The organism is Fluviicola chungangensis (genome assembly GCF_007558725.1).
Classification (GTDB): domain Bacteria; phylum Bacteroidota; class Bacteroidia; order Flavobacteriales_D; family Crocinitomicaceae; genus Fluviicola; species Fluviicola chungangensis.
Window position 1 is genome coordinate 412,707 of record NZ_VLPL01000002.1, and the last position, 20,732, is coordinate 433,438.

The window sequence follows — 20,732 nt, forward strand, 5'->3', positions numbered from 1 at the left end:
TTAAAGTTTAATTCCAACGAGGATAATATCGTCAATTTGAGGAAGACCCCCTTTCCAATTCTGGAGTTTTTTCAGTAAAACCCGTTCCTGTTCCCTTGCAGACAGATGGGTTATTTCCAGGAGCAGCTGCTTGAGGTTTTTAGTCATAAATTTCTTATTCCGCTCACCGCCAAACTGATCGGGATACCCGTCGGAGAATAAATAAACGGCATCTCCTTTTTGAAGCGGAATGGTAATTTCATTGAATTGATAATCGGAATAATTGTTCCCGCCGATGGACATCTTATCAGGTAGAAATTGTATCAGTTCGTTATCGCGTATCAGCCAAAGCGGCCTGTTTGCTCCGGCATATTTAACACTGCTCAGGTCCTTTTCGAAAATACAGATTGCTGTATCCATCCCGTCTTTGTTTTTCACCGTGTCCAGATCCTGTTTCAGGGATTCGATAATGAACTTATTGACGTGATCCAGGATCTGAGAAGAGCTTTCAATGCGCTTTTCAAGGATTGCATAGTTCAACCCGTCAATTCCCATCATGCTCATAAAAGCTCCTGGAATTCCGTGTCCGGTGCAATCGGAAACGGCAAAGACCTTTTTTCCGTTTTCTGTTTCGGTAAACCAATAGAAATCACCGCTCACTGTATCCCTTGGAAGGTACAGGACAAAAAATTCGGGAAAGGATTGTTGTATGGTCTCGACATGAGGTAACCGGGCTTGCTGAATCTGCAAGGCGTATTCAATGCTGTCCGAAATGTCCTTGTTTTTGATTTCGATTTCCTGGTAAGCTTTTGCAATCAGTTCATTGTCTTTCTTTTTACGCAAAAATGAACGGTAAATAAAGAATCCCAGCAGGAAAAGGAAAAAAATGATGATGATCAGGAAGATCTTAAAATTGCGCTCGCGATCCAGGCGGACATCCGATAATTTCCGCTCTTGTTCCAGGGATTTAATCTGAAGCTTATTCTGTTCGTACTCTAATTTGGCACCCATTTCCTGGATGTAGTCGCGGTTGTTACGTGCGTTCACCGAATCGTTGGTTTGCGCATACAGTTCCATATAGTCGTAGGCTTTGCTCAAATTATCCCGGGCATGGTAGATCTTCGAAGCCAAAAGATATCCTTCAGCCAGTTCGGGAGGAAAATTGTTTGCCCTGGCAAGCGCAATTGCCTTTTCGAACAAAGGCAATGCATCGCTTAATATTCCGCGATCATTCTTGACTTTCCCCAAACCTAAATAACCAAGGCACAAATTATAGGATTCGTTGGGAACTTTTTCCAGGATACCGATTCCCGTTTTGTATTCTTTTTCTGCTTCGCTGAGCCGGTTTAATTTATAATTGAGCTGACCTGTTGTAACATGTATCGTTCCGATTGCATCCGGGAATTGATATTTTTTGGCCAATGCGAGTGATTTTTCACACGACTCCAATCCTTTTTCGTATTGCCTGGATGTCAGGTATAAATTGGCCAGATCATCGTAATTGATGATGATCCGTTTCTTATTGTCGAGTTTGATGTTCAAATTCAGGGACTTCAACAAATATTCTTCGGACAATTCGTATTTCTCCTGTCCCAGGTAGATCCACCCGATATTCCGGTAACATTCGGCAATTTGAGCCTGGTTTTTGGTCTTTTGAAAATTTTTGAGCGCATCGATGTAATACTGGGAGGCGTGTGTGTAGTCCCCGGAAAACCAATAGAGGTTTCCCATCGTGTTTTGTGCCCTTCCGATGAGTTCTTTGTCTTTGGTCGCTTCGGCAATCTGTATTGCTTCGGTAGTGAGCTTGAATGCTTTTTTATAATCCGAATGCGCAATCGGAGCAGCGGCGTTGAGTAATTTTAATACGGCGATACTGTCTCCCGGGGTCGACTTCTTATCCGTGCCCACAGTCTTTTTCCCGACTGGTTCATCCGTGGTTTCTGTCTTTTCTGGGGGATCGATCAGGTTGAACAATTCGATAACGGACGCCGGTCTTGGGGCGTTTGTGCGAACATCTGCCCCTGATTTTGGAACTTCATAAGAAAACGCAGAGAATTCGAATACCCAAAGGATAGTGATCACAAGTAATATTCCTTTTCGTCGGATCATGCGTTTTATTATTTCGTGTCACAAATTAAGTATTTATATTTAACCATTCGTTTAAAATAAGTTAGATTTCATGAAAGCAGCGGTTGGGTTTAGTGTTTTAGCCTCGGTATTTTTAGGGTTGCACGCTTTTGGTCAAAAGAAAATTTTGGGACCGGAAGTCTACGATTCCTGGAATAGAGTGGGCGATGTACAACTTTCACAGGATGGAAAGTTTAGTGTGTATTCGGTGAAACCGTATCGCGGAGATGGCTTCTTGTATCTCGTGAACCTGGAAACAGGAAAGAAAGATTCCGTTGCACGCGGCTATGAACCGAAATTCGATGAAAACGGAAGTTTTGTTGTTTTTAAGATCCATCCGGGTTTTGACACCTTACGGAAGGTGGAGCTTGCAAAAGTAAACAAGGAAAAATGGCCGAAAGATTCTCTGGCGATCTGGTTCACTGCGGATGCATCTGTACGGAAGTATGGTCAGGTGAAAGAGTTCAAACTTGCCGAAAAGGGCGACGCACTGGGTTTTTTGGCTCCTAAGAATGAATGGCCAAAAGGATATCTGAGCAAAAGCGAAGCAAAAAAAGAAGCGAAACACGAAAAGAAAAAGGGAAAGATCAAAACCGATGGAAAATTGCTGACCTTGATCGACCCGGTTTCCAAAGAAAAGAAATGCTTTAAAAATGTCACCCAATTTGAAATGAGTAAGGACGGAAAGTATGCCGTTTTTATTCAACAGGAAAAATTCAAAAAAGACTCCGTTCGTTTGGGGATTTACGACTTTACCAAGAAAGAGGTTTGGAACGATCACAAAAGAGTAAACGAGTATGCAGGGATTAATTTCTCGGGGAAGGACCCGATGCTGCTTGGAATGGCAACCATAGATACTGCTTCCGATAAACGCTGGTCTTTATTTATGATCCACCCGGAAACAAAGGTGTTTAGGCCATTGATCGATACCTCAGCCGAATTCGTGAATGAGGAAGTTTTGTCATCGAATTTCAAACCATACCTGAATAACAACGATACGGATGTGTTTTTCGGAGTGGCCGACCGGCCTGAAAAGCCTTTTAAGGATACCTTATTGGAAACAGAAAAATCCAAGGTGGACATATGGCATTGGAAAGATAAGCGTTTGCAGCCACAGCAATTGGTGGAACTGAAAAGAGACCAGACGCGAACCAACCTGGCAGTATATCATCTGAATTCAGGTGAAATGGCTGTGCTTGGAAACGACAGTTTACATCTCCATTCATCAGAACGTCACGCTCAACAGGTCATGCTAGCGAGTTGCGACGAATTATACCGTTATGAAACCTGGAATACGATGAATCCCACCAATTATTATTTGGTCCGGGTTTCGGACGGGAAAATTTCCACCCTGAGAGAAAAAGTCTATACGAGGGGATACTTGTCGCCGGGCGGAAAACAATTTGTCTTCTGGAATCATCTGACAAAGCAATACTACCTAATGGATACAGACTCACAAGTAGAGGAGTGCATCACCTGCGGCTGGAAAGGAAATTTCTTCGAGGATAAGAACGGAATGATCGAAGAGGATGAGCCCCGCGGAATTATTGGCTGGGGACCCGATGACAGCAACCTGTTTGTCCAGGCAGAAAAAGACATTCTATCCTATGAAACCGCATCAAAACGCTTGCATTCGCTCACCGATCCCCTGCGGATTTCGGACCAGGACACGAATTACCAGTATACCCTTTTCAACCTGAACTCGGATTCCCTGCGGTTTTATCCGGAAAATACGATACTGACACGTTTTAATAAAACAAGTAAAATGATGGAGGTGTACCGCATCAAGGGACCTTTCGGGAACGGGTCTTTCGAACTTATATCCGGATCGGGGCATGAGTACTTTAATTTCGTGAAAGCAAAGAAAGCGGAGCGGATTATTTTCAATCGTTCCTCCAACAGCGATTTCCCGGATTTGTTCGCAACAACCCAACCGGGAGCGGAAATTTCCCGTATTTCATTTGCCAATCCTCAACAATGTCAATACAACTGGTCGACAGTGGAGCTCATCAAATGGAATAGTTATTCCGGGATTCCTTTGGAAGGACTGATCTATAAGCCTGAGAATTTTGATGCGAACCAGGAATACCCTTTATTGGTTTATTACTACGAAATGTATTCGGATGAAATCCACAATCACTATGCACCGAAACCAACGGCGTCCATTATTTATCCGACAGAATATGCTTCAGCCGGTTATGTGGTTTTTATTCCGAATATCCGTTATACGGCCGGGCATCCGGCAAACAGTGCCTACGATTGTATCCTGAGCGGTACGGATGCGGTTTTGAAAAAGTATTCCAACATCGATCCCAAGCGAATGGGATTGCAGGGCCAAAGCTGGGGAGGATACCAAACGGCGCAGTTGATTACTATGACCGACCGCTTTGCGGCTGCAATGGCCGGAGCTCCGGTGGGAAATATGTTCTCTGCTTATGGCGGGATCCGTTGGGGATCCGGATACAGCAGGCAATTCCAGTACGAACATTCCCAAAGCCGGATTGGAAAAACCATTTGGGATTCACCGGAATTGTATGTGGAAAACAGCCCGATCTTTGGTTTACCTAAGGTGAAGACTCCTTTACTGATCATGCACAACGATGAGGACGGTGCAGTTCCGTGGTACCAGGGAATTGAATTGTATACCGGTTTGCGTCGTTTGCAAAAACCGGTTTGGTTGCTGAATTACAACGGGGATGATCACAACCTGATGAAACCTGCAAACCGGATGGATTTGAGTATCCGGATGCGCCAGTTCTTTGATTATTACCTGTTGAATAAACCGGAGCCTTTGTGGTTAAAGGAAGGAATTCCTGCAATTCAGAAAGGGAAGAATTACAAATACGAATTGACTGAGTAAGAACAAGCACAGCTTGCTATAAAAAACGGAGGGGCGCAATTAATTGCGCCCCCACCAATATATTTTAACGGATGAATTAAATAAACACCGTTTCTTCTGTTGTCTCTTCCTGTTCAACTTTGATGATGCCGTTTGCAACGGCACCACCCAAGCTTGCTTTTATTTTAAATATGGCAACACCACATTGCCCCAACTGATAGATATCGTTGTAATTGAATGTGGCCTCACCTTGCTCATTAGTCGTTGCTGTTTTCGGATCACGGACCGTTCCGTTGGTTCCTTCACCGATTAGTTCCACCGTTGCACCTGCTACACGGTTGTTGTTTTGGTCCAGGACATAAATCTTCGCAATCGTATCCTCTTTCTTTCTGCAAGAACCGATACCGATCATTACTGCTCCGATAGCCAAAACCAACATTGAACGTGAAATCATAACGCACTAGTTTACTTTATTGCCTGTAATTTCGGACATTAAAAGAGATTCCTTCTTTTCAAATGAATAAAAGCGCGTTGCGGATGTTCCTTTTTGAAGTTTGTATGAATAAAAAACCCCGGCATTCATTGGAAGCCGGGGTTTGAATATCTGAGATTCAGTAGTTACTGGATAAATACAGTCTCTTCGTTTTCTTCTTCTTGTTCGATTTTGATAATTGCTTCACCGGAAAGCGCATCTTTTCTTGCTTCGATGTTCAAAACCGCTACACCGGCCTGGCCTAGCTGATAAACATCGTTGAAGTTGAAAGAAGCAACACCTGAACCATCGCTCAAAGTGGTGTCGAAAAGGACAACCGGTGGGGAATTCGGAACTGTTGATTCGCCTTTCAGTACAACTTGTGCACCCGCTACGCGCTGATTGTTGGCATCCAAAACATAAATTAAAGCCGTTGTGTCTTTTTTCTTTCTACAACCCGTAGACGAAAAAATCACCCCCATACCGATGATAAGTGCTCCGAAAAATGCCGTTTTAATAAGTGTATTCATGTTATTGTAATATTATTCTGATTAAGGTTCAAAATAGACGGTCAATACATTCGTGATATGTGCACGGCAGCGAATATACCCGCTTCCTTGATCCGTATCTTTCTTAGCCAATACATCGAAGTATCCCGTAGTTTCTTTTTTTCCAAGCTTGCTGAAGAATTCTTCCATATCGAAATAGGCAAAACCGGATGTATTCGTTTGAACGGTATCTACGTATTCAGGAGTTGCAGGATCAGAATTTACATCCCCGATAATCACAACTTTCGCATTACTAACCAATTCGTTATTTGTTGAACGTACAAAAACCTTTAATATAGAAGGATCTTTCTTACAGGAAGACAATACAAGAAGTATTGAAATCAAGGAGAAATACCCCATGTTACGTACCATTTTGTTCATAGTGTTGTTTTTATTTCGTTGTAAATATAATCTTTTTGCGATTATAATCTGATTCTCTACAATTTCGTAACTTCGTTGTTTGAAAAAGTATGTTTTTAAACATCAAATTAAAAGAAAAAGTTACATTTCCGAGATTATTTTTTTTTATAGACGTTTAGAAAGTAAAAAGGTTGGATTAAAAGAATGAAAGAGCAAATCGCTGCAGCTAAGGAAGCTATTGAAAATTATGCCGTGACAGACCTGAATTCTGTGGAAGCATTTCGGATTCACTTTTTGGGTTCCAAAGGAGAGTTGAAAAATCTTTTCGGGGAATTGAAAAACGTTCCGAACGAAGAGAAGAAAGAGGTGGGACAGCTTTTAAACGGTTTGAGGATCCTGGCTGAAGAAAAATGGCTGCTTTCAAAAGAAAGCCTGGAAAATGTGCAGGGTGCTGATTCGGATATTGATGTCACCCGTCCTGCAGAACCTGTTCCGCTGGGTGCAAGGCATCCGCTTTCAATTGTACGCAGTGAAATCATTGCCATTTTTGAGCGTATTGGTTATTCCGTTTCAGAAGGACCGGAAATTGAAGACGATTGGCACAATTTCTCTGCCTTGAATTTCCCGCCTGAACATCCGGCAAGAGATATGCAGGATACGTTTTTCATTGAAAAAGGTGAACGCGAAATGGCGTTGAGAACACATACTTCCTCCGTACAGGTACGTGTAATGGAATCTTCCACACCTCCGATCAGGACCATTTCTCCGGGAAGAGTGTACCGCAATGAAGCCATTTCTGCCCGTGCACACTGTTTTTTTCACCAGGTTGAAGGCTTGTATATTGATAAAAACGTTTCTTTCGCAGATTTGAAACAAACGCTGGATTATTTCGCGAAATCCTTATTCGGGGATAAAGCCAAGATCCGTCTTCGTCCTTCCTATTTCCCGTTTACAGAACCCAGTGCTGAAGTAGACGTTTCCTGTACGATCTGTAATTCGAAAGGATGCAACGTGTGTAAATACACCGGCTGGCTTGAGATTTTGGGATGCGGAATGGTAGACCCGCACGTATTGGAAGCTTCCGGAATTGATTCGGAAACCTATACCGGGTTTGCTTTCGGAATGGGAATTGAACGCATTGCCCAGTTGAAATTCAGGGTGAACGACCTGAGATTATACTCGGAAAATGACGTGCGCTTTTTGAAACAATTTAAAGGCGCAAATTTCTGATATGGGACTCTTTTCAAACAAGCAAAAAACTGCATTTCCCTGGGTGAAATTGACCAGCTCCGAACAATTACAGGAATTGCTGCAATCTTCAGAAACGAAACCGGTATTGTTATTTAAACACAGCACCCGCTGCAGTATCTCTTCCATGGCATTGAATCGTTTTGAGAATCAGATGGACCCGGAGAAGGCAACTTGTGTTTACCTGGATCTGCTGGTATACCGTTCCCTTTCCAATGAGATAGAAGCATTGACCGGTGTGCAGCATCAATCTCCCCAGGCGATCTTAATCAGTAATCACAAAGTCATTTATACCGAAACACACAACGGAATAAGTGCATCAGACATTTTGAAACTCATTTAATCATGAAAAGAAGATACGGAATCATTGTTCTGCTCATTTTGGTATTGGCTGCCTTTATCCTTGTTCCCCTGATGAAATCCGGAGGTGGGATGGAAGAACTTGAAATGGCCAAATTTGACCTTCCTGGAGACCCCCAGGCAAAGTACGGTGATGACATTCCGATTAAGTTTGTTATTCCCGAAGGGTTGACTAAAGTTGAGTTGCTTTACAACGATTCGGTCTTCCAAACCTGGAACCATCCGAAAGCTCAAACCAGAACCGTGGCCCTGCAAACCAATTATTACGGTGTAGGTTCCCGTTCACTGGTCCTGCGTTCCACTTTCAAGGACGGGACGGTTTTGGAAAACTCAGCAATCGTGCGCATTACTTCGGATATTGCCCCGGAATTGCTGTTCGTTAAAATTGTGAAAGAATATCCGCACAACCCTGAAAACTATACGCAGGGTTATGAATTTGATGGAAACCAGCTGTATGAAGGAACAGGTGATCCGGGTCAGCAAGGTAAAACGGTAGTTGGACCGGTTTCTCTGGAAACAGGTGCCTACATTGAACCGAAGAACGGGTTGGATGCGACCTATTTCGGTGAAGGGATCACCATTTTAGGAGATCTGCTGTACCAGATTACCTGGCAGAACAGCAAGTGTTTTGTTTACGACAAGAAGACCATGATGCTGAAAAATGAATTCACTTATGTCGGTGACGGTTGGGGATTGTGTAACGATGGAAAATCCATAATCATGTCGGATGGTTCCGAACGCATTACTTTCCGTGATCCAGAATCCTTCCAGGCTACGAAAGTAATCGAAGTGTATGACAATGTGGGGCCGAGAACGTACCTGAACGAATTGGAATACATTGACGGGAAAATCTATGCAAATGTTTATCAAACCGGAACCGTGCTGGTGATTGAGCCTGCAACCGGAAGGGTTTTGCAGGAAATCGATGCGAATGAGCTGGTGATCCGCGGAAAAGGTTCCGGAGATGTTTTGAATGGAATTGCCTATAACAAGCTGTCAAACAAGATCTTTATGACCGGGAAATACTGGACGAAAACATTTGAAGTTCAATTCCATAAATAACCCATGATCTCCCCTTACAACGACGAATATTTCATGCGCCAGGCATACCTGGAAGCTCAAAAAGCTTTCGAACTGGGAGAAATTCCCGTTGGAGCAGTTGTCGTTGTAAATAACCAGATCATCGCACGCGCGCACAATCTTACGGAACGCCTGCATGATGTTACTGCCCATGCGGAAATGCAGGCAATCACAGCTGCTTCGGAATACCTGGGAGCAAAATACCTGAAAGACTGTACGCTTTATGTGACGCTGGAACCCTGCGTGATGTGTGCAGGAGCACTTTACTGGTCACAGCTGGATAAGATCATCTTTGCGGCTCGTGATGAAAAACGCGGGGCAGGACGTTTCCAGAATGAATTGTACCACCCGAAAACAGTTGTCAGCAAAGGACCTTTGGAAAACGAATGTTCGCAGTTGATGGTTGACTTCTTCAAAAACAAACGATCTTGATAAAAATGACTTTGACTAATTAATTTCTTCCCGTATCTTATCCGTTTCTACCCTCAAATGAACCTCCCGTACCAAACCGGATTTTGCCGAACCGACTTTTCAATTAGCTTTACAAAAAACAATCGCTATGTCTGAAATCATTCTGGAAGTAACAGATCTCGACAAGAAATACAAAAAAGTCCATGCCCTGGGAGGAATTTCATTCCAGGTTGAGCGTGGCCAGATCTTCGGAATCCTTGGACCGAACGGGAGTGGGAAAACAACCACGCTTGCCATCTTACTGGGAATCCTGAAGGCGAACAAGGGAGCTTTTTCCTGGTTCAGGAACGGAACGGAATCTGTCAACCGCAAACGGATTGGGGCATTATTGGAGACACCGAATTTCTATCCTTATCTGAACGCCATTGACAACCTCAAAATCGTTGCTAAGATCAAGGAAATTTCCGATCCGATGCCTGCTATTGAAAGTGCTTTAGCAAAAGTAGGGCTGTCTGACCGGGCAAAATCGAAGTTTAGGACTTATTCCCTTGGAATGAAGCAACGACTAGCTATTGGTGCTGCTTTGCTTTCTGATCCTGAAGTATTGGTTTTGGATGAACCCACAAATGGTCTTGATCCGATGGGTATTGTAGATGTACGCCGCATCATTCTTGGACTGAAAGAGGAAGGAAAAACGATCGTGATAGCATCGCACATTTTGGATGAAATGGAGAAGATTTGTACCGATGTGATTATTATGCGCAAAGGGAAAGTGATTCGTGAAGGAAAATTGAAGGATATCATTCAGGATAAGGAGCATGTTTTTATCAGAAGCTCGGAGCTTGCAAAGATCAGGGAACTATTGGGAACAGATCTTTTGCGCGTGGTAAATGAGCAGGATTCACTCATGGAATTCACCAGTAACCTGAGCAGCCATGAGATTAACAAAAAACTTGCTTCCGCACATATTTACTGTGAAGAAATCTTTGTCAAGAAACAATCATTGGAACAATCATTCTTAAGTCATATTGAAGCATGAAAAAGTTAATTCAGATCGAGTGGATCAAAATCAAGAAGCTCAACTCCGTTAAAATCATTCTGGCTATTTACATGGCATTGATACCGCTTGCAATGCTAGGCATGAATGCGTTTTTTGAGCGTCTAAATACCAAGCTGAAGCTATTTCCTACTTCAGAAACCATGTTCTCTTTTCCGAATATTTGGAATTTGGTTACATATTCGGCCAGCTTCTTTAATTTGCTGCTAGCAGTAGTTGTTATAATATTAGCTACTAACGAGTTTTCGAATCGAACGTTACGTCAGCATGTCATTGACGGCTTAACCAAAAGACAGGTCATTGCATCCAAGTTCATCGTCATCCTTTTTTTCTCTATGGTTGCAACCGCTTACGTCTTTATCATAGGAACAATTTTCGGACTGTCACAAGGCAAAGGACTTGATTGGTACACCAATGTCCATTATATCGGCTTGTTCTTTGTTCAAACACTTTGTTATTTCGGATTGGCCTTTTTACTGTCAGTACTTTTGACCAGGCCCGCAGTAACCATTGTATTATTTTATGGGGTGTTGTTTGTAGAAGCAGTGGTTGGAATTTTCCTTCCGGAATCAGTTTATGCATTTATGCCGATGAACAACATTTCAAAACTGACCCCACTACCGTTTTTCAGGGAGATTTTGATGAGTAATCCCGGTCCGAAGGACCCGCATAAGTTTTACATTCTTGATATGTGGCAGGTTGCTGTATTGTCTCTGCTATACATGGGTGTGTTTTATGCCATTGCCTTGTTTCGTTTGAATCGTAAAGATTTGTAGTTGAATGTGTTAACAAACTAACAAGTTTGGATTTTAGAAGTCTGTATCTTAAATTGCGGTGCATTAAACTTCTACTATGAATAAACTATTACTATGCGGAGCCCTTCTTACGGGTTTATCCGTTCATTCCCAAACGACTCTTTTCCAGGACGATTTTGAATCCGGATCAGGAAACTGGACTTTAAATTCCAATGATATGAGCGGAGCATCAACCTCCAATCATTGGGTGGTCAATAATTCCTATACAGGAGGATCGGGATCCATGGTGTGTTTCGGGGTTCCGATTAACTTCACAATCGTTACAACACCTGCACAACCTGGTGGAATTTCCAATGCAAATGGTAAATACATGCACATTTCCAGTTTGGCAGGAGAAGGGAGTGGTGTAACCAATGCCAACTTCATCGCATCAGATGGCTTCTGCAACTTTGATGAAAGTAATTTTGTAAAAATGACGAATGCACTTTCCACGATCGGATATTCGAATGTGACCTTGTCTTTTTGGGAATTAATCGGAGGTGAATCAGGATCTGTTACGGGTGAAATTTATTATTCCCTTGACAACGGTTCTTCCTGGATTCTAAAAACCGGAGGCATCAATAACGTGACTACCTGGACGAGCACTTCTCTGGCAGATGCTGCTTGGGACAATGTTTCGTCATTGAAAATCGCATTCCGTTTTTTGAATACAGCGGGAAGTTCACCAGTCGATCCTGCATTCGCAATTGATGAACTGAAAATTACCGGTACTGCTGCGGCGAGTGCTGCAGTTGCAACGGGTGCAATTACTTCAACAAACTATTGCTCCAATACCAGTGCGAATATTTCGGTTCCGTTTACGGCTACCGGAACAGTGAATGCCGGGAATGTCTATACAGCTCAATTGTCCAGCAGTACCGGTTCCTTCGCTGCACCAACTGCAATTGGGACCCTGACTTCAAGTGCTACAGGTACACTGAGTATTCCGGCGACAATACCAAGTGGATTGCCGGTTGGAACGGGATACCGCATTCGTGTGGATGCATCTGACCCTGCAACTGTAGGAACGGATAATGGAACCGACCTCACCATTGCGGCACCGCCAACCGTTACCATCGGCTCAGTTCCTGCAAACGGAACTATTTGCAGCGGGAGTTCAGCATCATTAACCGCTTCGGGTGCTACGGTATTCGGGTGGAGCCCTGCAGGGTCACTGAGCAGTGCAACCGGTCCGAATGTAACGGCAACTCCAACTGCAACCCAGGTTTACACTGTTATCGGGACAAATGCAAACGGATGTTCGAATAGTGCCACATTCACGGTTACTGTTCAAAGTTGTGCGGGATTGGAGGAAGCAACATCCGGAGAGTTTGAAATCTATCCAAATCCTGCAACTCAAAGCTTAAACGTGCATGTTGGTGAATTGAAGGGGCTTCAGTCCGTATCTGTTTTGGATCTTTCAGGAAGAACAGTGCTCTCATTCCAATCAGTTTTGAATGCCATTGACATAAGTTCTTTGGAAAGCGGGAAATATTTCCTGGTAATTATGCATGAGTCTGGAGCTTCTGCCAAAGCATTTGTGAAGGAATAAGGAAAGATATGAAGAATGTTAAACCGGGTAGTATTTCTATCCGGTTTTTCTGTTGTTAGCAAGTTTACTAACATGCTAATAAAAATCACGGAGTGTCATTGCGAGTACTAAATTCCCCTCGTATCAGCTCTTATTTTATGTTAGATTGATCATTGGCCTTACTCGTAGAGGGAATCTATCCGACTTTTTGGTGTAAGTAAGTTTACTAACATGCTTACATCACGCTTCGATTTTAAACCATCTCTGTACCTCGTTTCACGCGATCATCCCATTCGGGAAGTAAAGTACCCGAAATTCGTTCGGAGTTTTTATTTGTAATTTTGCAGTATGAGTATTTCTCCAAAAACCATTTGTGCGTTATCAACAGCACCGGGAATGGGTGCTATTGCATTGATTCGTTTATCTGGTCCGGACGCCATTTCAATTTTGTCGCAAGTTGCAGGGAGGTCGTTTGATCAGGCCACTTCTCACAGTGCGCATTTTGTTCGTTTAAAGAACGATGATGGCTCGGTACTGGATGAGGTAGTGGTCACTATTTTTCACGAAGGGCACAGTTTTACGGGAGAAAACACGGTTGAAATCGCATGTCATGGTTCGGTATTTATCCAGCAGGAAATCATTCGTCTGTTATTGGCGAATGGGTGCGAACTGGCAAAACCGGGAGAATTTACCATGCGAGCATTCCTGAACGGGAGAATGGATTTGAGTCAGGCAGAGGCAGTTTCCGACCTCATCGCATCTGAGTCGGCGCGTTCACATGAAGTGGCCATGAACCAGATGCGGGGTTCGTTTTCTAATGAATTGCGCGATTTACGTGAAAAACTAATCCATTTTGCTTCTTTGGTGGAGCTGGAACTGGATTTTGCGGAAGAAGACGTGGAATTTGCGGATCGAACTGAATTACTGGCTCTGGTAACGGAAGTTTTGGCTTATGTTCAAAGATTGATCCGATCATTTGAACTGGGTAATGTGCTGAAGAACGGCGTTCCGGTTGCCATTGTCGGGGCGCCGAATACAGGAAAAAGTACCTTGCTGAACCAATTGTTGGGCGAAGACCGAGCGATCGTGAGCAACATTGCCGGTACCACACGGGATGTGATCGAAGAAACATTGAATATTGACGGAATCCTGTTCCGTTTGATCGACACTGCCGGAATCCGGGAAGAAGCTGCCGAAGAAATAGAAGCCCTGGGAATTCAACGTTCGCTGGATAAGATCAAACAGGCCAAAATCGTATTGATGCTGAGTGACTTCAGTGGGAACAATGCTTCTGAGGAAGGACATTTATCCATGAGTCCTGAAGAAACCGGACAGTGGGCAGATGAACAGGCGAAGAAACATCCGGGAGCACATTTTTTGGTAATCGGAAACAAATACGATCTACGTTCGGATCAAGTAAATCCGCCTTGGAAATTTGAAACACCTTTCCTGCCGGTCAGTGCGAAAAACGGAAGTGGAATGGATGAGCTGAAATCGTGGTTGTCTCAGCAGATCCTGGGTTCGTTCAATACCCAATCCGATACGATTGTGACCAATGCCCGCCACCTGGACGCATTGGAAAAAACACAGGATTCGCTGGAAAAAGCAAAATGGGGACTGGAAACCAACGTCACCGGAGATTTTGTAGCCATGGATATCCGCCAGGCCATGTTCTGGTTGGGAAGTATCACGGGCCAGATCTCAGAAGATGATTTACTGGCGAATATCTTCAGCAAGTTTTGTATTGGGAAGTAATCTTGTTGTCCTTTTTGACCATAGCCTCAAAAAGGACAAAAAAACGCATTTGGCTTCATTCAAAGCCTTGTGCTAAGCGAAACCAATTTTTCATCAGAAGCCAAACTAATTATTCGTTCTTACCTGCTGATAGCTAACTCATAAAAGCAACTTATTCATTGTCTTTACGTTAATACAACAGAAGAAGCTAATCTTCTGGATTATTACTAAGGTCGATGAAAAATACACCCCCATTTTTGTCGAATGAGACCTGTTACAAAAGAACCCGTTTACTGATTCTTTCACGAGGTCTGTTATTCGTTTCGCTGCTGTTTTTTTCATTGGGCACAATGGCCCAGGGAGATGATTGTGCAACAGCATTGCCATTGACAAACGTCACCAATTATTGTTCATCTGCAACGCAATATACCAGTACAGGAGCTACTGCAAGTGCATTCACAGCGGCAAGCTGCTGGACAGCCTCCGCCACTTCGGATGTGTGGTTTTCTTTTGTAGCTATCGGAACAAATGTGCTGATCTCCATTAACGGGGCAACGATGCAGCAACCACGAATTGCCATTTACTCAGGGACTTGTGCAGGAGGACTCACACAACCTCCGGGAGGGTGTACAAACGGAACGGGCGGATCTCCCGATTCGCAGTTGTTTAACTCGGGATTAGTACAGGGGACAACCTATTTTATCCGTATCAGTACTACGTCGGCTCAACGAGGAACTTTCCAGTTATGTATTAATAATTACACTCCACCTCCAAGTGCATCAGCTGATTGCAACGGTGCCGGAAGATTGTGTAATAAAAATTCGATCAGCGTCACCAATCTGACAAGTGGTGGAGTGAATAACAACGAGAATGCCGGTACCTGTTTGTCCGGTTTCGGAATTTTTGAAACCAATTCGGTATGGTATACCTGGACTTGCCAGACTGCGGGAACACTGACTATGGACATTATTCCTGCTAACCAGATGGATGACATCGATTTTATTGTGTTCCAGTTAAGCACCTCCGATCCGTGTGGGCCCAGAACGCCAATCCGTTGTTCAGCTACTTCCTTCCTTCAACCGAATGCGAGTACAGGAATGAATGCCACTTCTACCGATCAAAATGAAGCGGTCGGGTGGTCCGGGATTGAAGATGCATACGTGCAGCAGCTTACCATGACTGCCGGAACCAGTTATGCAATCCTAATTAACAATACCAACGCCACGAATGGATTTTCCTTGAATTGGGGAGGAACGGGAACATTTGTTGGTCCCGATGCGAACATTACCGGAGGTCCTTTTACTGTGTGTGCCGGAAATTCCATCTCATTCGATGGAAACACATCAACAAATTACAGTACACTGAACTGGAACTTTTTAAATGGCGGCGGAACGCCGACCAACCCGGCAGGACCGGGCCCTCATTCGATTACATACACCACTCCCGGAACGTATGTTGCGATCTTGAATGCAACTTCTGCAACAGGATGTACTTCGGTAGAAACGGCAACAGTTACAGTCAGTTCAGGAGTAACACCCACTTTTGCAGCTGTTCCTGCTTTTTGTTCGGGCCAGCCGGCTCCTGCATTTCCGGTTCAAACCAATGCGCCGCTTGTTGCAGGAACGTGGTCTCCCAATGTGATCAGCAATACTGTTTCCGGAACATATACCTTTACCCCGAATGCAGGACAATGTACTTCAACACCTGTCGATATAACTGTTACTGTTAATAATTCCATTACCCCGACTTTTCCGGCACATCCGCAATATTGCCTGAATGCCATCCCTCAAGCTCTGCCGACCACTTCGGATAACGGTGTTGTAGGGACATGGTCACCGGCAACAGTATCTACGGCGACAGCCGGAACAACGAATTATACCTTTACTCCGACAGGAAATCCATGTGCAGCTCCGGTTACAGTGGCTATTGTGGTAGGTGCACCCCCAACCCCTGCGTTTAATCAAATTCCGGCACTTTGTTCCGGTGATCCGGCGCCTGTTTTACCTGCCAATTCAACGAATTCAATCAGCGGAACATGGTCTCCTGCAACTGTAAGCAATACCTCTTCCGGAACGTATACATTTACACCGGATGCCGGACAATGTGCTACGACAACTACTATGTCCATAACTGTAAATAACCCGGTTGCACCCAATCTGACACCTGCAGGACCCTTCTGTGAAAATACTGCGGCGCCAGTCAGTTTAACGGCAGATATTCCGGGAGGAACCTGGTCCGGAACGGGGATTACGGATCCGACAGGACTTTTTGATCCGGTAATTGCCGGTGCGGGAACGCATACAGTAACTTATGTCCACACACAAGGCTGCGGTGGAACAAACTCCATGACCATCACGGTCAATACATTACCGGATTCTGATTTTTCGGCAGATGTGCTGAGCGGATGTAACCCGGTTACGGTTCATTTCACTTCCGATGCTTCCGTTGATGCCTCTTCCTGGGATTTTGGAGACAACACCACTGCAAATACGATTGGAAATGCAGATCATACGTTTCTGAGCGCCGGGACCTATACCATTACTTTAACCAATACCCTGAACGGTTGTTCTTCAAGTACTGTGAAAATCGGTTATATTGCGGTTTTCCCGATTCCGGATGCTAGTTTCAATGCCAGTCCGCAGGTGCTTCCGCAAACGGAAACCACTGCACATTTCAACAATCATTCGGTGAATGGAGACAGTTATTTTTGGACATTCGGGGACGGAGAGAATAGCAGTCTGGAAAATCCGAGCCATTCTTTCCCGCAAGTTCCGGGGAATTACACGGTGACACTTACCGTTACCAGTTTGAACGGTTGTACGGATGCTACCAGTTTGATTATTACGGTGAAGGACAATAAGATTATTTATGTTCCGAATACTTTTACCCCGGATGGTGATGAGTTTAACAATGTGTTTGCACCCGTAATTACTGCAGGTTACGATACCCAAAACTATTCATTTACCATCTTTGACCGGTGGGGCGAAACGGTATTTGAATCACACGATGTGAACAGAGGCTGGGACGGGACCTACATGGGAAAATTAGTGCCCGCGGGAATATATACCTGGACCATCCGCATCAAAAGCCTGGATGACGACCGATACGAGGTTTTCACGGGTCATTTGAATATGATCCGATAAGATCACTTGCAATTACATAAGGTGTAAAAAGCGAAGCTCTTCCGGGTTTTGATACACATACCTTCCCGGATTACCGTATAGCGTCTGTTTAACCGCGTTTTGGAAGTTGGCTCCAAAATCACCTCATCGTTTTTTAATGACCAGGTGCCTTCACCGACAACCGGTTTGGAAGGCTTGGTTAAATCCGTATACACAAACGTGTGATTGTCGTTCAATTGCAAATGGGGGGCATCCTTCCCGTCGCCTCCAAAACTTCCTGTTGGTTCGCTGACGAGATTTTGTGCTTGGGAGACAAAGCTCAACAGGCTTCCGGCAAAAAAGAGATAAGTTGCTTTCATAAGTATTTCATTGATAATGCAATATAGGGAATTCATTTCGGATATGAACTTTGTTTTAAAGAATCGCTTTACAAAAATGAACCGATTGTTAAATTTATTGTGCGCTCATAGATTTTTTATATCTTAATGCCCGTAAACGCATTTTTCGTTCTATCAACTATGCATAAATTAATACTACTTTTTTCCAGCTTTTTGGCTGTGTTATCCATTCATTCACAAGGGTTTCAGGTGAATTTCCAGGGTCAAAAGCAACAGGGGATGGGGCTCGCAGGAACCGCGCTTTCCGAAGATGCCTCCGCGTTATTTTACAATCCCGGCGGAGTGGCATTTGTCAAGAAGAGTGAGATCAATGTCGGGTTTTCTCCCATTTTCGCCAATACCTTGTTTGTAGATTCTGCGTCAGGCGAAGGATACCGTACCAAATCCCCGATGGGAACACCCTTTTCCGCTTATGCCCTTGCCAGCTTTAAAAAACTGGAATCTTTAAAAGTAGGATTGGCAGTATATACTCCTTTCGGTAGCACTATCCAATACGAAGATGCCTGGATCGGAAGGTTTGCCCTGACCAAATTATCCTTAAAAGCTATTTATTTCCAGCCGACAGTTTCTTATAAGATCAACGAGCATTTCGGATTCGGAGCAGGTTTCATTGTTTCTGCCGGAACAGTTGATCTGCAGAAAGATATTCCGGTCCAATTTGCTGACGGAACTTACGGACATGCTGAATTGACTGGAAAAGCACTGGGTTTTGGATATAATCTGGGTTTAAACGCGAAGGTAAACGAGCATTTTTCATTGGGGTTGACTTATCGCTCACAGGTTGCCATGAAAGTGAAAGAAGGAGATGCCAAATTCACGGTTCCGGAATCCTTAAGTGCGAATTTTCCCAGCGGACGATTTACTTCTTCTCTTCCTTTACCGAGTGTGTTGACACTTGGAGCTTCCTACGATACGGGGAAGAAGTGGCAATTCGTTTTGGACATCAATTATGTGGGTTGGAAAGCTTACGATACCCTGGCATTTGATTATGAATCCAATACCGCAAGCCTGGTAGATACCAAATCCGCGCGAAAGTACAAAAGCATTATTGCTTTCCGGGGCGGAGCCAATTTCAAAGCCACTGAAATGATCGCTGTTCGGTTGGGTGCAGGATACGGATTTACTCCGGTTCAATCCGGGTACGTGACTCCGGAATCTCCCGACGGGAACCGGATTTACGGAACAGCAGGCCTGGGCTTCAAGTTCAATGAGCATTTCAATGTAGATCTGTCTTTTTATTACACCTACATCAACCGAACGGACCGCAATCTGGAATCAAACCTAAGCGGAACATTCACTACAATCGCTATTTCTCCGGGAATAGGCTTAAGTTATAAATGGTAAGAAAATGAAACAAATTTTACACATATTCATTCCTTTCGTTGTTGGAATCGGGACACTTGCCCTGAGTTCCTGCAAACCGAAATACAAAACCCCGGAAACTTCGGCAGGTGAAATGAATACCTCTCGTTTTGTCATGATCGGAGGTTCACACACTGCCGGTTATATGGACGACGCACTGTATTACGACGGTCAGCAGTATTCGATTGCGAACATGCTCAGCATGCAATTGCAAAAAGTAGGTGCGGGAGCATTTTATCAGCCCTATATGCCGGTAAACTCTGTTGGTGTAAGTGCTTCGGGAATGTCCCGGTTTAAACTGGGTTACAAAACAGATTGCCTGGGAGTTACTTCCCTGTCTCCGGTCCGTTTGGCACCAAGTGGTGACGTATCCGCTTTGGGGACGAATGTCTATGCTTCCGGTCAGCCTTTCGGGAACTTTGGAATTCCGGGAATGACCGTAACAGCTGTCAATGTTGCTTCCTATGGATCGGCGAATCCCTTTTTCGGTCGTATGAGTTCATCTTCGGGCACAAGTGTTTTGGCGGATGCTACCGCTTCCGATCCGACCTGCTTCGCCCTGTTTTTGGGAATCGAGGATATGCTTCCATACGTGCAAAGTGGTGCAAAGAACGGTTCGATGACCAGTACGGCAACTTTCAGTGCGGCTTACGAACAAATTGTTCTTTCCCTGACTTCAAACGGGGCGAAAGGAGTTGTATCCTTAATTCCGGATATTACCGAAATGCCTTATTTTACGACTATTCCATACAACGGATTGAATTTAACTCCTGACAAGGTTACGGCATTGAATAACATTTACAACCCGATCGGGATTTCTTTCCAGGAAGGACCGAATGGATTTATGATCGAGGATCCGGGAGCGGGTGCATTCAATGTGAGGCATATGGTAGCCGGAGAATTGGTATTGTTGAGTACACCCCTGGATTCTGTAAAATGCAATTCCATGGGTTCCGTTTTTCCTTTTCGAAATGAGTTTGTTTTGACATTGGATGAATTAACGGTGATCAGAAACCAGATTGCGGAATACAATGCGGTGATTACAACAATTGCTCAGAATTATAACCTGGCCCTTGCGAAACCGAACGAATTGGTTGATAAACTGCAAACCGGGATCGTTTATAACGGAGTAACACTAAGTGCTAAATTTGTTTCCGGAGGAGCATTCTCCCTGGATGGGATCCATTTTAATCCGAGGGGAAATGCCATTATTGCCAATGAATTTATCCGGGCTTTAAATACCAAATACAACGCCAAAATACCGGCTGTTAATGCCATAAATTATCCATCAATTACATTTCCATAATCTA

Annotated in this window: 17 protein-coding genes; 12 read left to right on the forward strand and 5 right to left on the reverse strand. The window is 44.1% G+C overall.

Annotation, left to right across the window (positions count from 1 at the left end):
• A complete protein-coding gene (locus tag FO442_RS05350) occupies window positions 1-2,088 on the reverse strand; it encodes a SpoIIE family protein phosphatase (protein WP_144332122.1) in 2,088 nt (695 codons plus the stop codon).
• Between the two features lie 70 nt (window positions 2,089-2,158).
• On the opposite strand from FO442_RS05350, the gene FO442_RS05355 reads away from it, so the two are divergent.
• A complete protein-coding gene (locus FO442_RS05355; RefSeq protein ID WP_144332123.1) occupies window positions 2,159-4,966 on the forward strand; it encodes an alpha/beta hydrolase family protein in 2,808 nt (935 codons plus the stop codon).
• A 76-nt stretch (window positions 4,967-5,042) separates the two neighbouring features.
• Here FO442_RS05355 and FO442_RS05360 read toward each other — a convergent pair whose 3' ends face one another.
• The 3 genes from FO442_RS05360 to FO442_RS05370 form a co-directional block, all read right to left on the reverse strand.
• Entirely contained in the window at window positions 5,043-5,399 is a 357-nt protein-coding gene (locus FO442_RS05360; protein ID WP_144332124.1) for an Ig-like domain-containing protein, read from the reverse strand.
• A gap of 164 nt (window positions 5,400-5,563) precedes the next feature.
• A complete protein-coding gene (locus tag FO442_RS05365; RefSeq protein WP_144332125.1) occupies window positions 5,564-5,947 on the reverse strand; it encodes a hypothetical protein in 384 nt (127 codons plus the stop codon).
• Between the two features lie 21 nt (window positions 5,948-5,968).
• Window positions 5,969-6,346, reverse strand: coding sequence for a hypothetical protein (locus FO442_RS05370; protein WP_144332126.1), 378 nt, complete (start codon window positions 6,344-6,346; stop codon window positions 5,969-5,971).
• Between the two features lie 183 nt (window positions 6,347-6,529).
• Here FO442_RS05370 and pheS point away from each other — a divergent pair, with 183 nt between their 5' ends.
• The 9 genes from pheS to FO442_RS05415 all read left to right on the forward strand — a co-directional run bounded on the left by pheS (window position 6,530) and on the right by FO442_RS05415 (window position 17,683).
• Window positions 6,530-7,555 carry a phenylalanine--tRNA ligase subunit alpha gene (gene pheS, locus FO442_RS05375; protein ID WP_144332127.1) on the forward strand — a complete coding sequence of 342 codons (1,026 nt, stop codon included), beginning with the start codon at window positions 6,530-6,532 and terminating at the stop codon, window positions 7,553-7,555.
• Window position 7,556: 1 nt separating this feature from the next.
• A complete protein-coding gene (gene ytxJ / locus FO442_RS05380; protein ID WP_144332128.1) occupies window positions 7,557-7,916 on the forward strand; it encodes a bacillithiol system redox-active protein YtxJ in 360 nt (119 codons plus the stop codon).
• Window positions 7,917-7,918: 2 nt separating this feature from the next.
• Window positions 7,919-8,995 carry a glutaminyl-peptide cyclotransferase gene (locus tag FO442_RS05385; RefSeq protein WP_144332129.1) on the forward strand — a complete coding sequence of 359 codons (1,077 nt, stop codon included), beginning with the start codon at window positions 7,919-7,921 and terminating at the stop codon, window positions 8,993-8,995.
• Between the two features lie 3 nt (window positions 8,996-8,998).
• A complete protein-coding gene (locus FO442_RS05390) occupies window positions 8,999-9,445 on the forward strand; it encodes a nucleoside deaminase (RefSeq protein ID WP_144332130.1) in 447 nt (148 codons plus the stop codon).
• A 127-nt stretch (window positions 9,446-9,572) separates the two neighbouring features.
• Window positions 9,573-10,463, forward strand: a complete 891-nt coding sequence (locus tag FO442_RS05395; RefSeq protein WP_144332131.1) for an ABC transporter ATP-binding protein — start codon at window positions 9,573-9,575, stop codon at window positions 10,461-10,463.
• Window positions 10,460-11,257: an ABC transporter permease gene (locus FO442_RS05400; RefSeq protein WP_144332132.1), complete on the forward strand. Its 798-nt coding sequence runs from the start codon at window positions 10,460-10,462 to the stop codon at window positions 11,255-11,257. The genes FO442_RS05395 and FO442_RS05400 overlap by 4 nt, the downstream gene beginning before the upstream one ends.
• 76 nt (window positions 11,258-11,333) lie before the next feature.
• Window positions 11,334-12,827: a T9SS type A sorting domain-containing protein gene (locus FO442_RS05405; RefSeq protein ID WP_144332133.1), complete on the forward strand. Its 1,494-nt coding sequence runs from the start codon at window positions 11,334-11,336 to the stop codon at window positions 12,825-12,827.
• A 327-nt stretch (window positions 12,828-13,154) separates the two neighbouring features.
• Complete coding sequence (mnmE, locus tag FO442_RS05410) at window positions 13,155-14,561, forward strand: tRNA uridine-5-carboxymethylaminomethyl(34) synthesis GTPase MnmE (RefSeq protein WP_144332134.1); 1,407 nt, start codon at window positions 13,155-13,157, stop codon at window positions 14,559-14,561.
• A gap of 215 nt (window positions 14,562-14,776) precedes the next feature.
• Window positions 14,777-17,683, forward strand: a complete 2,907-nt coding sequence (locus tag FO442_RS05415; RefSeq protein WP_144332135.1) for a PKD domain-containing protein — start codon at window positions 14,777-14,779, stop codon at window positions 17,681-17,683.
• Window positions 17,684-17,685: 2 nt separating this feature from the next.
• On the opposite strand, the gene FO442_RS05420 is transcribed toward FO442_RS05415, so the two are convergent.
• Window positions 17,686-18,021, reverse strand: a complete 336-nt coding sequence (locus FO442_RS05420; protein ID WP_144332136.1) for a hypothetical protein — start codon at window positions 18,019-18,021, stop codon at window positions 17,686-17,688.
• A gap of 159 nt (window positions 18,022-18,180) precedes the next feature.
• Between FO442_RS05420 and FO442_RS05425 the strand changes: the two genes are divergently transcribed.
• The gene (locus FO442_RS05425) at window positions 18,181-19,404 is read left to right on the forward strand and encodes an OmpP1/FadL family transporter (RefSeq protein ID WP_144332137.1); all 1,224 of its coding nucleotides are present in this window, start codon (window positions 18,181-18,183) and stop codon (window positions 19,402-19,404) included.
• Window positions 19,405-19,408: 4 nt separating this feature from the next.
• The gene (locus FO442_RS05430) at window positions 19,409-20,728 is read left to right on the forward strand and encodes a hypothetical protein (RefSeq protein WP_144332138.1); all 1,320 of its coding nucleotides are present in this window, start codon (window positions 19,409-19,411) and stop codon (window positions 20,726-20,728) included.
• The last annotated feature ends 4 nt before the right edge of the window (window positions 20,729-20,732 follow it).